Annotated in this window: 14 protein-coding genes; 12 read left to right on the top strand and 2 right to left on the bottom strand. The window is 65.8% G+C overall.

Going from position 1 to position 13,479, the window contains the following annotated elements; translation table 11 throughout:
• Positions 1 to 52 precede the first annotated feature (52 nt).
• From G6N15_RS20685 to G6N15_RS20670, 4 genes are all read left to right on the top strand, one after another.
• Positions 53 to 1,228, top strand: a complete 1,176-nt coding sequence (locus tag G6N15_RS20685; RefSeq protein ID WP_083087013.1) for a YVTN family beta-propeller repeat protein — start codon at positions 53 to 55, stop codon at positions 1,226 to 1,228.
• Between the two features lie 72 nt (positions 1,229 to 1,300).
• Positions 1,301 to 2,215 (top strand): alpha/beta fold hydrolase, encoded by a 915-nt coding sequence (locus tag G6N15_RS20680; RefSeq protein ID WP_083087014.1) that lies wholly within the window; start codon positions 1,301 to 1,303, stop codon positions 2,213 to 2,215.
• Positions 2,199 to 2,444, top strand: coding sequence for a hypothetical protein (locus G6N15_RS20675; RefSeq protein WP_139797772.1), 246 nt, complete (start codon positions 2,199 to 2,201; stop codon positions 2,442 to 2,444). The genes G6N15_RS20680 and G6N15_RS20675 overlap by 17 nt, the downstream gene beginning before the upstream one ends.
• Before the next feature lie 3 nt (positions 2,445 to 2,447).
• A complete protein-coding gene (locus G6N15_RS20670) occupies positions 2,448 to 3,731 on the top strand; it encodes an MFS transporter (RefSeq protein ID WP_083087015.1) in 1,284 nt (427 codons plus the stop codon).
• Here G6N15_RS20670 and G6N15_RS20665 read toward each other — a convergent pair.
• Positions 3,724 to 4,992 (bottom strand): competence/damage-inducible protein A, encoded by a 1,269-nt coding sequence (locus G6N15_RS20665; RefSeq protein ID WP_456299204.1) that lies wholly within the window; start codon positions 4,990 to 4,992, stop codon positions 3,724 to 3,726. The two genes, G6N15_RS20670 and G6N15_RS20665, sit on opposite strands and share 8 nt — an antisense overlap.
• 43 nt (positions 4,993 to 5,035) lie before the next feature.
• Between G6N15_RS20665 and G6N15_RS20660 the strand changes: the two genes are divergently transcribed.
• From G6N15_RS20660 to G6N15_RS20650, 3 genes are all read left to right on the top strand, one after another.
• Positions 5,036 to 6,403 carry an adenylate/guanylate cyclase domain-containing protein gene (locus G6N15_RS20660; protein WP_139797773.1) on the top strand — a complete coding sequence of 456 codons (1,368 nt, stop codon included), beginning with the start codon at positions 5,036 to 5,038 and terminating at the stop codon, positions 6,401 to 6,403.
• A 112-nt stretch (positions 6,404 to 6,515) separates the two neighbouring features.
• Entirely contained in the window at positions 6,516 to 8,054 is a 1,539-nt protein-coding gene (locus G6N15_RS20655) for an HNH endonuclease signature motif containing protein (protein WP_083087017.1), read from the top strand.
• A 15-nt stretch (positions 8,055 to 8,069) separates the two neighbouring features.
• Positions 8,070 to 8,564, top strand: coding sequence for a macro domain-containing protein (locus tag G6N15_RS20650; RefSeq protein ID WP_083087018.1), 495 nt, complete (start codon positions 8,070 to 8,072; stop codon positions 8,562 to 8,564).
• Between the two features lie 8 nt (positions 8,565 to 8,572).
• On the opposite strand, the gene G6N15_RS20645 is transcribed toward G6N15_RS20650, so the two are convergent.
• On the bottom strand, positions 8,573 to 8,878 hold the full coding sequence (locus G6N15_RS20645; RefSeq protein WP_083087019.1) for an MTH1187 family thiamine-binding protein: 306 nt from the start codon (positions 8,876 to 8,878) through the stop codon (positions 8,573 to 8,575).
• A gap of 84 nt (positions 8,879 to 8,962) precedes the next feature.
• Here G6N15_RS20645 and dtd point away from each other — a divergent pair, with 84 nt between their 5' ends.
• The 5 genes from dtd to G6N15_RS20620 all read left to right on the top strand — a co-directional run bounded on the left by dtd (position 8,963) and on the right by G6N15_RS20620 (position 13,476).
• Entirely contained in the window at positions 8,963 to 9,394 is a 432-nt protein-coding gene (dtd, locus tag G6N15_RS20640) for a D-aminoacyl-tRNA deacylase (protein WP_083087051.1), read from the top strand.
• Positions 9,395 to 9,594: 200 nt separating this feature from the next.
• On the top strand, positions 9,595 to 10,548 hold the full coding sequence (locus tag G6N15_RS20635; protein WP_083087020.1) for a sensor histidine kinase: 954 nt from the start codon (positions 9,595 to 9,597) through the stop codon (positions 10,546 to 10,548).
• Entirely contained in the window at positions 10,548 to 11,702 is a 1,155-nt protein-coding gene (locus G6N15_RS20630) for an MEDS domain-containing protein (protein WP_083087021.1), read from the top strand. The genes G6N15_RS20635 and G6N15_RS20630 overlap by 1 nt, the downstream gene beginning before the upstream one ends.
• 8 nt (positions 11,703 to 11,710) lie before the next feature.
• Positions 11,711 to 12,565 (top strand): hypothetical protein, encoded by an 855-nt coding sequence (locus G6N15_RS20625; protein WP_083087052.1) that lies wholly within the window; start codon positions 11,711 to 11,713, stop codon positions 12,563 to 12,565.
• Positions 12,562 to 13,476: a class I SAM-dependent methyltransferase gene (locus tag G6N15_RS20620; RefSeq protein WP_083087022.1), complete on the top strand. Its 915-nt coding sequence runs from the start codon at positions 12,562 to 12,564 to the stop codon at positions 13,474 to 13,476. Before G6N15_RS20625 ends, G6N15_RS20620 begins: the two co-directional genes overlap by 4 nt.
• Positions 13,477 to 13,479 lie beyond the last annotated feature (3 nt).

The following is a 13,479-nucleotide window of genomic DNA, read 5'->3' as shown; positions in this document are numbered from 1 at the left end:
AAAGGACCCAAGGCAGGATGCCGAACCAGCAGCGACCCGGGTCAGGGAACCCGTGAGTTCCCGCGTCCTGGCATTACTGGCGGTTTTGGCCGTGCTGGCCGCGGGCTGCACGGGCGGACCGGGATCGATCGGTGCACCGGCACTGTCGAGCACCGCAGGAAAGAACACGCCGGCGCTTGCGCCGCCGGCAACACCCCATCAACGACCGGCCCAAGCCGACCGGCGCAACGTATACGCCGGCGCGACGCCCGGTACCTTCGCGCCCGGCGTCGCTTCCGATCGCCCGCTGGTGTATGTCCCGCACAACCGCTCCGGCGACGTATGGGAGATCGACCCGGCAACCTACGAAGTAGTGGGCAAATACCCGGTGGGCCGGGAGATCCAGCACGTGGTGCCCGCCCACGACATGCGCACCGTGTATGCCACCGACGACGTCGGGAACCAGATGTTGGCGCTCGACCCGCACACCGGGCAGGCCGGTCGCACCATCCCGATCATCGACCCTTACAACCTGTACTTCACCCCCGACGGCCGCTTCGCGATCTCGGTGGCCGAGCGGCTGCGCTCGCTGGTCTGGTACGACCCGACAACCTGGCAGCTGCTCGACAAGACACCCATCCCCGACTGCGCGGGCATCAACCACGCCGACTTCTCCGTCGACGGACACACCGCGGTGTTCAGCTGCGAATTTGCGGGGCGGGTTGCGGTGGTCGACGTCACTGCGCACAGGATGGTGCGCACGGTGGACATGCCGACCCGCCACACCCACATGGGACCGCAGGACATCCGGCTGGCGCCCGACGCCTCGGTCTACTACATCGCCGACTGCGACGCCGGTGGCGTGTGGGTACTCGACGGCGCTGCCACTCACGTCCTGCGGTTCATACCGACCGGCAAGGGTGCCCACGGGCTGTTTTTCTCCCGCGACGCCACCCGGCTTTTCGTGACCAACCGGTCCGACGGATCGATCTCGGTGCTCGACGCCTACACCGGTGACCCGATCGCGTTGTGGCGCCTGCCCGGCGGCGGCAGCCCCGATATGGGCAACCTCACCGCCGACGGCACCCAGTTCTGGGTGTCCGGGCGCTACAACAACGTCGTCTACGTCGTGTCCACGACTGATGGAACACTGCTGCACACGATCAAGGTCGGCAACGAGCCACACGGGTTGACGGTTTGGCCGCAGCCGGGCCACTATTCGCTCGGGCACACCGGAATTACTCGCTGACAGCCATCCCTGCTGCCACCGACCACAGCAAAGTCGGCTCGAACGGCGCCTCCTGCATGAAAGGCTCTGGTCATGGTTGTCGCAATCGCACGCCCGAAGCTGGAAGGCAATATCGCCGTCGGCGATGACCGTCAACTCGGATTCGCCGAGTTCGGCGACCCGCAGGGACGCGCCGTCTTCTGGCTGCACGGCACGCCGGGCGCGCGCCGTCAGATTCCGACCGAGGCGCGGGTCTACGCCGAGGACAACGGCATCCGGCTGATCGGCGTCGACCGACCCGGAATCGGCTCGTCGACGCCCTACCAGTACGACACCGTCGTCGCCTTCGCCGACGACCTGCGAACGATGGCCGATACGCTCGGGATCGACAAGATGGCGGTTGTCGGGCTGTCCGGCGGTGGACCTTACGCGCTCGGCTGCGGGGCGGCGATGCCGGAGCGTGTCGTCGCCGTCGGTGTGCTCGGTGGTGTCGCGCCGACACGGGGGGTCGACGCGGTCCGCGGCGGAGTGATGACGCTGGGGACGCTGGTCGCACCGCTGCTCGAACGGGTGGGGCTGCCAATCCGGTTGGCCGCCATCGCTTTCATCTATTTGATCCGGCCGGTCGCCGAGCCCGCGCTGTATCTGTATGCGCGGATCTCGCCCGAAGCCGATCGACGCCTACTGGTCCGCCCCGAGTTCAAAGCGATGTTCCTCGACGATCTGCTCAACGGCAGCCGCAAGCAGCTTGCCGCGCCATTCGCCGACGTCGTGGTGTTCGCCCATGATTGGGGATTCCGGCTCGAGCAGGTCAAGGTGCCGGTGCGGTGGTGGCACGGCGACCGCGACCACATCGTCCCGTTCGCGCATGGTCAACACGTCGTCAGCAGCCTGCCCGACGCCGAGTTGTACCACCTGCCCGGCGAAAGCCATCTCGCCGGTTTGGGCCGCGCCGAGGAAATCCTGCGCACGATGATGGAGGTCTGGGACCGTGCCGAACGAAAGTGATTCACGGCGCTCGATCCTGAGTACACGTCGGCTTGCCACCATCGCAGCCGCTGTGCCGATCGCCTTCGCCGTCGGCGGCGGTCTGGCCCAAGCCCAGGCACCCTCGCCGGGCGACCCCTGCCCCACCCTGCACGCGACCACCCAAGACGACAACGGGCGAACCATGTGGTGCAATCCGACGATGACCGGTAACCACAGCTTGGTGTGGCAGTACGGCGGGGCAGCCTAGACCTTGACAGCCTCGTCTCACGTCGGCCGAAGCCAAAGGCTTACCGCCGATCAGCGAAATTCGTTCATCGCCGCCCTGCTGGGCTGGACCATGGACGCTTTCGACTACTTCGTCGTCGTGCTGGTATACGCCGACATCGCCAAGACCTTTCACCACAGCAAGACCGAAGTCGCGTTCATCACCACCGCCACACTGATGATGCGCCCGGTGGGCGCCTTGCTGTTCGGGCTGTGGGCAGATCGGGTGGGCCGGCGAGTGCCGCTGATGGTGGACGTGACGTTGTACTCGGTGATCGGGTTCCTGTGCGCGTTCGCCCCGAATTTCACTGTCCTGGTGATCCTGCGGCTGCTCTACGGCATCGGGATGGGCGGTGAATGGGGGCTGGGCGCCGCGCTGGCGATGGAGAAGATTCCCGCCGAGCGTCGCGGCTTCTTCTCTGGTGTGCTGCAGGAGGGCTACCTCTACGGTTACCTGCTGGCGACTCTGGCGTCGCTGCTGGTGATGAATGTGCTGGGCCTCTCGTGGCGCTGGCTGTTCGGCCTGAGCATCATCCCCGCATTGATCAGCCTCGTCATCCGCTACCGGGTGACCGAATCCGAGGTGTGGGAGACCGCGCAGGATCGAATGAGACTGAGCCAAACGAAGGTTCGCGACGTGCTGCGGGACGTCAAGATGGTTCGGCTGTTCATCTATTTGGTGCTGCTGATGACCGCGTTCAATTGGATGAGCCACGGCACCCAAGACGTCTACCCGACCTTCCTGTCGGCCACGTCCAACGGCGGAGCCGGGCTGGGCAGCGCGACGACCAAGTGGATCGTCGTGATCTACAGCGTCGGCGGCATTCTCGGCGGGATGGCCTTCGGTACGCTCTCCCAGCGGCTCGGCCGCTGCCGCACCATCGTCTGGTGCGCGCTTCTTGGGCTGCCTATCGTGCCGCTGTTCGCCTACTCGCGCACCGCCGCGCTGTTGTGCCTGGGCTCGTTTTTGATGCAAGTCGTCGTACAAGGGGCATGGGGCGTCATTCCCGCGCACCTGACCGAGATGTCGCCGGACGCCATCCGGGGCCTCTATCCCGGTGTGACGTACCAGCTGGGCAATCTGCTGGCCGCGTTCAATCTGCCTATCCAGGAACGCCTGGCCAGCTCCCACGGCTACCCGTTCGCGCTGGCCGTGACGATTGTGCCGGTGCTGAGCGCGGTCGCATTGTTGTCGCTCATCGGCCGGGACGCCACCGGTATCCGTTTCGGGGGTACGCAAACAGCTTGCCCCACAGAGGTTTTCAGATAGCAGTAACGAGCGCTCGGCGCAGCAGATGCAACGCGACCGTAGTCGAGCGCTCGCGGATATCGGCCCGGTTGCCGGGCAGCCGGAGCGTGCGGGTAATTGTCGGGCCGTCGGCCAGCTTCACGCTGAAGCACACCGTCCCGACCGGCTTTTCGTCGGTGCCGCCGCCGGGCCCGGCGATTCCGGTGGTCGCGATCGCGGTGTCAGCGTCGAACTTTCGCAGTGCGCCTTCGGCCATCGCCTCGGCTACCGGCTCGGACACCGCCCCGTGGGCCTCGATCAGGCTCGAATCCACGCCCAGTAGTGCGACTTTCGCCTCATTGGCATAGGCGACAACTCCGCCGGCGACGTACGACGACGAACCGGAACGATCGGTCAATCGCGCCGCCACCAGCCCGGCGGTACACGACTCGGCCGTCGCGATCCGACGCCCGGCCAACAACTGCGCCAGCTGCTCGTCGACAGTCGCGCCGTCCTCGGAGTAGATGTGATGGCCGTGGCGTTCCCGCAGCAACTCGACGAGCTGCTTGTATACGTCTGCTGCATCCGGCTCGTAGCGGGTGACCATTTCGATCTCGCCGCGCCGCAAGCAGGTGGTGATCTCCAGCGACTCGAAACCCGGAACGTCCTTCTCGGCTTCGCGCAGTGTCTCGGCCAACCCCGACTCGGGAAGGCCGAACATCCGCACGGTCTCCTGCCGATACGTCGTCCGGCCGGCGATCGCCTGCTGGACGGCGGGCAGCTGCACCGCGGTCCGCCACATCGGTTGCAGCTCGCGCGGTGGTCCGGGGAGCACGAGCACGGTCGGTGTCCCGGGCACGACGACGCCGGGCGCGGTTCCCACCGGGTCGATCACCTGCGCTCCGGCCGGGACCAGGGCCTGTTTGCGGTTGGCTGCGCGCACCGCGTCGAAGTCGAGGTCGGTGAACGCCGAACTGAGGGATTTGAGGATGGCGGCGATCCGGGCTTCGAGTTCGACGTCGAGCACCAGTTCCCGTCCGCAGAAGCGCGCCACGGTCTCGACGGTCATATCGTCGGCCGTCGGCCCCAACCCGCCGCTGGTGACGATCAGATCCACACCCTGGTCGGCCATGAAGCTCAGCTGCGCCTTGATGTCGCTGCGCCGGTCACCGCAGATCGTGATGTGCGCCAGTTCAACGCCCAACTCCAGAAGCCGATCGGCGATCCAGGGGCCGTTGCGGTCTGGCACCCGACCGGTCAGGACCTCGGTTCCGGTGACCACGATGCCTGCGCGTGCGCTCACCGGTATGACATTACGCAGCCGCTGTGTTGATTAGCCTGTGGCAGTGGCGCAGCTCCCCCGGACCCGCTACGCGAAGTGCGGTGAGATGGACATCGCCTACCAGGTCTTCGGCGATGGGCCGAATGATCTGCTCGTGCTGCCCGGGCCGTCGATACCGATCGACACGATCGACGCAGAGCCGTCGATGTACCGCTTTCATCGGCGGCTGGCGGCGTTCAACCGGGTGATCCGGTTCGACCTGCGCGGCATGGGCCTGTCGTCGCGCGTTCCGTCGCTGGACATGATGGGACCGCGGTTCTGGGCCGAGGATGCGATCGCGGTTATGGACGCGGTCGGCTGCACGCAGGCTGCGGTGTTCGCGCCGAGTTTCAACGCGATGATCGGACTAGTGCTGGCCGCTGACTATCCCGAGCGGGTGCGCAGCTTGGTGATCGTCAACGGTGCCGCACGGGTGCTGCGGGCGCCCAACTATCCGATCGGCGCCGATCCGGACAACGCCGCTCAGTTTGGCACGGTCGGACTAGAACCGGACGCGGTCGACCAAGGATTTGACGTTTTGGGGATCGTGGCGCCTAGCGTCGCCCGGGACGACGCATTCCGCGCGTGGTGGGATATGGCCGGCAACCGTGCCGCGTCGCCAAGCATGGCCCGTGCTGCCACCGAGATCGTTGCGCAGGCCGACGTCCGCGACACACTTGTACGCATCTCGGCACCGACGCTGATCCTGCACCGCGCCGACGTCGAGTTCATCCCCGCCGGCCACGGTCGATACCTCGCCGAGCAGATCGCCGGATCAAAATATGTGGAACTCCCCGGCGCTGATTCCCTGTACTGGGTGGGCGAGACGGCGCCGATGCTCGAGGAAATCGAGGAGTTCATCACCGGCGTGCGAGGCGGCTTCGATGCCGAGCGGATGCTGACCACGATCGTGTTCACCGACATTGTCGCGTCGACAGAGCGCGCCGCTGCACTCGGCGACGACCGGTGGCGAGACCTGCTCGACAACCACGACACCATCATCCGCCACCAGCTCGGCCGGTTCGGTGGTCGCGAAGTAAACACTGCCGGTGATGGATTCGTGGCGACCTTTACCAGCCCGAGTGCCGCCATCGAGTGCGCAGACGCGATCGTCGACGCCGTGCGTGTGCTCGGAATCGAAGTGCGGATTGGGATCCACGCCGGTGAAGTCGAAGCGCGCGGCGCCGACGTCGCCGGCTTGGCCGTGCACATCTGTGCCCGTGTCGCGGCGCTCGCCGGACCCAGCGAGGTGCTGGTGTCGGCCACGGTGCGCGACATCGTCACGGGGTCTCGGCGCAGGTTCAGCGATCGCGGTGAGCACGAACTCAAAGGTGTGCCGGGCCGCTGGCAACTGTGCGCGCTGGCGCGCGACGAGGCGACGGTCGGGCGGTAGTCCGGTGCGTCCGGTAGTTGGGCGAGACCGGCTTGTCCACAGTTGGATCCTGGTCCACAGCTTGGGGTCTTCGGCGGTCCACTTGTCTCCGCCGTCTAGTAGAATCGTACGTATGTTCGATGACTCGCTACCCGATCCGGAGGCGGTGAAGGGTGCCGATGACGCGACGCTGGTAACGGCAATCGCGGGCTGGGCGCGGGTGGAGGCGGCCGCGTCGGCCCGCCGACTGGCCGCCATTGCAGAGCTGGTCGACCGCCGGGTCGAGGGCGGGTCAGCTGAGCGCGGGCGGTGGTCATGCGACAACTGGGACGCAATAGCCGCCGAGGTCGGTGCCGCAGAAGGCATCAGCCACGGCATGGCATCCGGGCAGATGTATCTGGCCGTGGCGTTGCGTGACCGGCTGCCACGGGTGGGCGCATTGTTTATGGACGGCGTCATTAATGCCCGGTTGGCGTCGACGATGGTGTGGCACACCGACCTCATCAAAGACTCCAAGACGCTGCAGCTGGTCGATAAGACCCTGGCCGAGGATGCCGCGCGATTTGGGCCGCTGTCGGTGAACAAGACCGCGCAGGCCATCGAGGCGATTGTGGACCAGTACGATCCCGGTGCGCTGCGGCGTACACGCGCTACCGCGCGTAGCCGTGACGTGGTCATCGACTCGGCGAATCAGCAGGGCGGCACCACAGCTATGTGGGGTCGGCTGTATGCCACCGATGCCGCGGTACTGGATCGGCGGTTGATGCAGATGGCCCATGCCGTGTGCGACGACGACCGTCGCACTATCGCGCAGCGGCGCGCCGACGCGTTGGGTGCACTTGCCGCAGGGGCCGACCATCTTGCGTGTGGCTGTGGCAACGCGCACTGCCCTGCCGCGCATCAAAAGAACGAACGGGCATCTGGTGTAGCAATCCACGTCGTCGCCGACCAATCGGCGGTGAGCGCCGAGCCGGACCAGCACCTGTCGGGTGAGCGAGCGTCGCGGCCGATCATGCCCGACGAACCCTTGGTGCGGCCGCCCGATCCCGAACCCGACGTGCCTACTGTCAATGCGCCGGCGGCGGTGCTGACCAGTGGCGGGGTAATCCCGCCTGCGCTGCTGGCTGAGTTGATCCGCAACGGCGCCAAGCTGCAACCAGTGCACCATCCCGGCGAATTGTCGAAACCCGAAGCTGGATACCGCCCCTCGGCCGCGCTGGAGCGGTTCGTCCGCTGCCGCGACATGACCTGTCGGTTCCCCAATTGCGATCGGCCCGCTGAGTTTTGCGATGTGGACCATACAGTGCCGTATCATGCCGGTGGCTCGACCCACCCATCGAATCTCAAGTGTCTGTGTCGAAAACACCACTTGCTCAAGACATTCTGGACAGCTTGGCGTGATAGACAGTTGCCCGACGGAACTGTGGTGTGGACGTCGCCGACCGGCCAGACCTACACCACTCATCCAGGCAGTCGCTTGTTGTTTCCGACGCTTTGTCTGCCTACCGGCGAATTACCCGCTGCTCCAACGGTGCAACTTCTTGCCCATCGCGGTCTGATGATGCCCGTGCGCCGCCGAACCCGAGAACAAGACCGCGCGCGGCGCATCGATGCTGAACGTGCTCTCAACGACGCCCACATCGCCGAACGCAACCAACCGCCGCCCTTCTAGCGGCAAGATGTGGCAATGATCGAGTTAGAAGTACTGCAAGCTGACGTGACCAAGCTCGACGTCGACGCGATCACCAATGCGGCCAACACCCAGCTCAAGCACGGCGGTGGAGTCGCTGCCGCCATCGCCCGCGCCGGGGGTCCAGCGGTGCAGCGCGAATCCAACGAGAAAGCGCCGATCGGGCTGGGCGAGGCGGTGGAGACCACCGCCGGCGATATGCCGGCGCGCTACGTCATTCATGCCGCCACCATGGAGCTCGGCGGGCCGACGTCAGCGGAGATCATCGCGCGTGCCACTCGCTCGACTCTGACCAAGGCGGACGAACTTGGCTGCCGTTCCCTCGCCCTGGTGGCCTTCGGCACCGGCGTCGGCAGTTTTCCGATCGAGGACGCGGCGCGGCTGATGGTCGACGAGGTGCGACAGCACAAGCCCCGTTCACTGGAGCGGGTGGTGTTCGCCGTCCGCGGTGACGACGCCGAGCGGGCGTTCCGCGCCGCCGCAGAGGCGTGACCCGAGCCCTACCGCTGGGAGAGGTGACGTTCCACCGACTCGACCTTGCGAATCATCATGTCGGTGGCCCCGGGCCGAACATCTGCCTTGATCACCGCACTGACCCTGGGCGCGCGTGCGGCCACGGCTTGCACGGCGCGTTCCACTACGGCCATCACCTCGCCCCACGTGTCGCCCTCGACCTCGGTGAACATCGCGTCGGTCTTGTTCGGTAACCCCGACTCTCGAACCACCCGCACCGCTTCGGCGACGATCTCCCCCACGGCCTCGCCGACGCCCATGGGAGTGACGGAGAATGCGACCAGCACCGACATCTGCCTCACCTTCCGGGGCGCATGCACTACGGCGAGCGTACCCAGCCGCTGGCCGGCGGCGGTCGCGATGGCAGCATCGCGGCCATGCGGGTTCTCGTGCAGCGGGTGTCATCGGCAAAGGTGTCGGTCGACGGCCGGGAGGTCGGGGCGATCCGGCCCGCGAAACAGGGGCTACTGGCATTCGTGGGCGTCACGCACAGCGACGACATCGACACCACTCAGCGGCTCGCCGAAAAGCTTTGGCGCTTGCGCATTCTCGATGAGGAGCAGTCTGCGGCCGACGTCGATGCGCCGATATTGGTGATCAGCCAGTTCACCCTTTATGCCGATACCGCAAAGGGCCGGCGACCATCGTGGAACGCCGCTGCGCCGCGCCCGGTCGCCGAGCCCCTGGTGACGGCGTTCGCCGCTGCACTGGAGCGGCTGGGCGCCCACGTGCAGACAGGGGTGTTCGGCGCGCATATGCAAGTCGAACTGGTCAACGACGGCCCGGTGACCGTGCTGCTGGAGCTCTGACTAACCAAATTGCTTATCGCCGAAGACTAGACAATCGGGTAGCGGCAACGGGTAGCCTTTGCGCGTGGGACCTGGAGCCCAAGCGCAGTGGCCATTCTCGTTGTTTCGTTACCGCGCGGGGTCCCCGGTGACCGGCAAACGCCGAACTGCCATGACGGCCGACAGCACCGTCGGCCCGCAACCGCGCGGGAGCCGCTGACGTGACGACTACTACCACTGTGGACCGCGGCGCCTTCACGCATCCGGCCCTCTTCTACCACTCCAGCCAGGAATACCTGGACTGCCTGGCGCCCTTCATCACCGACGGGTTGCAAGCCGGCCAACCCGTGCTGGTCGCGGTCCCCGGACCCAATCTGGCGCTACTACGCGATGCCGTTGGCGACACCGCTGCCGACGTCACGATGATCGACATGACGACGGCGGGGCGCAACCCCGGATGGATCTTGGGCGGGATACTCAGCCACTTCGCCGAAGAGCACGCACCCCACCGGGTGCGCATGATCGGCGAACAGATCTGGCCCACCCGCTCAAAAGCGGAGTACCCGGCATGCGTCCAGCACGAGGCACTGGTCAACACCGCCTTCGCCGGTCAGGAGATGACCGTCCTGTGCCCCTACGACGCAACGCACCTCGATGCACAGACGCTTGCCGACGCGCGCACCACCCACCCGATGCTCTGGCACACCGGACAGCCCGAGGAAGACAGCCCCGCCTTCGCGCCCGAAGCCGCGTGGCTGCAGTACAACGAACCGCTGCCCAGCAGCCCAACGGCGGTCACCTACACCGTGTCGGTGCTGGCTGACCTCGCCGGCGCTCGAGCGTTTGCGGCCACCTACGCCCAGTGGTTCGGCCTTTCCCCGAACCGCGCTGCCGATCTGCTGTTGATCGCCAACGAATTGGCCGCCAGTTGCCTGCACCATGCCGACGGAGCATGCCAGCTGGAGTTTTGGCGCCACGAAGGTCATCTGGTATGCCAAGCACGTGACGGCGGCTACCTCGACGATCCGCTCACCGGGCGGCGATCATATGAAAGCGACAGCGCGTGCGGACGAGGTCTCGGCGTGGTGAACGCCGTGGCCGACTTGCTGCGCAGCCATACCATGCCCGGCGGAACGACGATCCGCGCTTATCTTCGAGTGGAGGACATCGGCTGATGCGTCAGCATGGTGCGGTGCGGTCGGCGGCCGGCATGGCTCCGTTCGGCCACCTCGGCTGGGGCTACCGTGATAGGGCGGAGTTCCTTTGCCGTGCTTCGGAATACATCACCGTCGGACTGCGACACAAGCAGCGCATCGCCTATGCCGCGGAAGGCACCCGCGAGACGCTCTACTCGGAGTTGGCGACGATGCCGGCGATTCGCGAGCATCTCGATTCCGGCCTCATCGAGGTACTGCCGTCAGACGAGTACTACCCCTATCATCCGGGCACCGATGTCATCGACGCCGATCGGGCGGTGGACAAGTATCTCGCGGCGGCAGAAGATGCAATCAGCAACGGCTACACCGGTTTCCGCGCAGTCTCCGATGTCACACCGGTAGCGCGTACTACCGACCAGCGTGACGCATTGGCAACCCTGGAGTATCTCGTCGATCAGCAGATGGCGGTACTGCCGTTCTCCGCACTCTGTGGATACGACACGACACGAGTCGGTCGGGCCGCGTCCGAACTCATCTGCTTGCACCCATTCGTGGGCCGCGGATCGGTCACGTTCCGGATCTACGCCCAACCCGTGGATGGCATTGACTTCGCTTTGTTCGGCGAAGTCGACGACGCCAGCAACGAGCTGTTCGCCACCACCCTGCAGCGCACCCTGCCGCTGGTGGCCGCCCGCACCGTCAACATCGACGCTCAAGGGCTGGAATTCATTGGCCACGAACAGATGCTCTTGCTGGACGAATGCGCCCGCCAGCACAACCGTAAGGTCCGGCTGTGCACCGATCAGCCCATCGTCACCCGGCTCGCTGGTTTGCTGCACCTCACCAATGTCGAGGTGCATCCGGCGCCCGTGTACCCCTCAGGGGAGGCAGCGGCAGGGCTGCTCCACCGAACACGACATGGTGAGCGGCCAGCCAGCCAAGCCGCCGTCAACCGGGTCAAGCGAATGCTGAAGCGCCACTTCGGGATCGGCAACCAGCAGGTGTTCGTTCTGCTGGCGCGATTGGCGCGGGACACCAACACCACAGTGTGGGAACTCGCGGAGCAGATCAACGCGGAGCTGGCCGGCGAAGACGCCACCGACCTTCCCCGGGCCACTCTCGACGCGCTGGAAGCAGTCCACCACCAGGTGTGGCCGCCCAACCCGGGCTGACCCGGCGGATGTTGCGCGACATCCGGGAACTCGCCGGTGACCCCGAGGCATACGCCGCTGAACTTCGCCGCCGCTGGGGTGGGCTGTTGAGCTACCGCTACATCGGCCGCAGCTACGCGTCGATGGACCTCGGGCCGGTCGACGACACGGTCACGCTGCGCCGCGATATGCGCAATGCCACCGGCGGACTGCTGCTGGCCGTGCTCGGGATCGCTTCCCCAGAAGGCGGCGGCATGTCCGACCTGGAAGCGGTACCCAATCCCGTCATTCACTCCTGCCAAATCCTCGACCTAGGCCGCGACGTGCGTCGCATCGAGATCGTGTCCGAGGTGCTCAAACGCGGCCGCCAGATGGGGTTTAGCCGCTCGCGGATCGTCGACGCCGACCGCCCAGCCCGGGTGCTGGCACTCACCGAAGGTCAGGGCATCAGCATCGGCACGCCGCCCGAGGGACTTCAGCGGATGCCTGTCGAACCCATCGAGGTCGTCGACTCGCCTGATTTGCCGCCGCTGTGGCAGGTCTTCGGCGGACACCGTCGCTCCGACGGCCACTGGACATTGCCTGAACTCGCCGCGGATGTCGCGTCACCCGACGCCGCACTGCATCTGGGACCCCAGTTCGTGCTGCTGGAGACAGCAGCCCTGGAGCGGGCCGCTGCCGTAGCGGGCACCGATCGGCTGCAAGGCGTTTCGTCTCATGTGATGTTCGTTGCGCGTGGCAAATTAGGGCCCTTCCGGATCGAGGCCGAGCCGATCGGCGGTGCAGACGGCGTGCTGGCCGTGCGCACACTCATGCACGACGAAGGAGCCGACGACCGTGTCATCACGGTCGGGTCATACCTGTTTCGGACGGTAAAGAGATGACAGCGCCCGAGGACAAAAAGTGGGTGCGTTCCGACAACGACGAGTGGGACATCCTCAGCAGCGTGGGCTACACCGCGTTACTGGTGGCCGGCTGGCGCGCTGTGCATGCATTGAGCGCAGAGCCACTGGCACGAGATGACTATCCGCAGCATTTCATCGCAGCTTCGGCCGATCCGTACCTGACCGATCTGCTGGCCAATCCGCCGACTTCCAATGATGCGACAGCCTTCCCACGGTTGTATGGCGTGCAGACCCGGTTTTTCGACGAGTTCTTCCTGTCCGCCGCGGCCGAGGGCATACGGCAGGCAGTGATCATTGCTGCCGGGTTGGACGCTCGTGCCTACCGGCTCGAATGGGCACCCGGAACAACGGTTTTCGAGGTCGACCAATCGAAAGTCCTTGAGTTCAAAGAACGTGTGCTCGCCCAGCGCGGCGCGATGCCGACCGCACGTCGGATAAGCGTCGCGGCCGACCTGCGCGACGACTGGACAGTTCCGTTGCAGGCTGCAGGATTAGAACCGCGGCAACCCACTGCATGGTCAGTGGAGGGGGTACTGCCGTACCTGACGGGCGCAGCCCAAGATGCGCTCTTCGAGCGCATCCATCAGCTGTCTGCGCCGGGTAGCCGAGTTGCGGTCGGTGCCCTTGGTTCGCGTCTCGACCAAGCACAACTTTCCGCTTTGGAAGCGACTCACCCCGGCGTCAACATGTCCGGCGACGCCGACTTTTCCGCATTGACCTACCACGACGACAAGACCAACCCGGCGGACTGGCTGGGCGACCACGGCTGGGCTGTCGATCCCGTCCGCACCAACCCTGAGCTGCAGACGGCTTACGGTCGCACACCAGCGGAAGTCGACCTTCGCATCGACAGCATCATGCATTCCCAATACATCACGGCGACACGGTAAAAC

Origin of the sequence: Mycobacterium noviomagense (genome assembly GCF_010731635.1) — a bacterium.
Lineage (GTDB): Bacteria > Actinomycetota > Actinomycetes > Mycobacteriales > Mycobacteriaceae > Mycobacterium > Mycobacterium noviomagense.
The sequence above is the reverse complement of the archived record's forward strand: the minus strand, read 5'-3'. Positions and strand labels throughout refer to the sequence as shown.

Excerpts from the sequence above, each read along its gene's own strand:
- G6N15_RS20680 (WP_083087014.1), top strand. The coding sequence starts at position 1,301 with ATGGTTGTCGCAATCGCACGCCCGAAGCTGGAAGGCAATATCGCCGTC.
- G6N15_RS20655 (WP_083087017.1), top strand. The coding sequence starts at position 6,516 with ATGTTCGATGACTCGCTACCCGATCCGGAGGCGGTGAAGGGTGCCGAT.
- G6N15_RS20650 (WP_083087018.1), top strand. The coding sequence starts at position 8,070 with ATGATCGAGTTAGAAGTACTGCAAGCTGACGTGACCAAGCTCGACGTC.
- G6N15_RS20645 (WP_083087019.1), bottom strand. The coding sequence starts at position 8,878 with ATGTCGGTGCTGGTCGCATTCTCCGTCACTCCCATGGGCGTCGGCGAG.
- dtd (WP_083087051.1), top strand. The coding sequence starts at position 8,963 with ATGCGGGTTCTCGTGCAGCGGGTGTCATCGGCAAAGGTGTCGGTCGAC.
- G6N15_RS20630 (WP_083087021.1), top strand. The coding sequence starts at position 10,548 with ATGCGTCAGCATGGTGCGGTGCGGTCGGCGGCCGGCATGGCTCCGTTC.
- G6N15_RS20625 (WP_083087052.1), top strand. The coding sequence starts at position 11,711 with ATGTTGCGCGACATCCGGGAACTCGCCGGTGACCCCGAGGCATACGCC.
- G6N15_RS20620 (WP_083087022.1), top strand. The coding sequence starts at position 12,562 with ATGACAGCGCCCGAGGACAAAAAGTGGGTGCGTTCCGACAACGACGAG.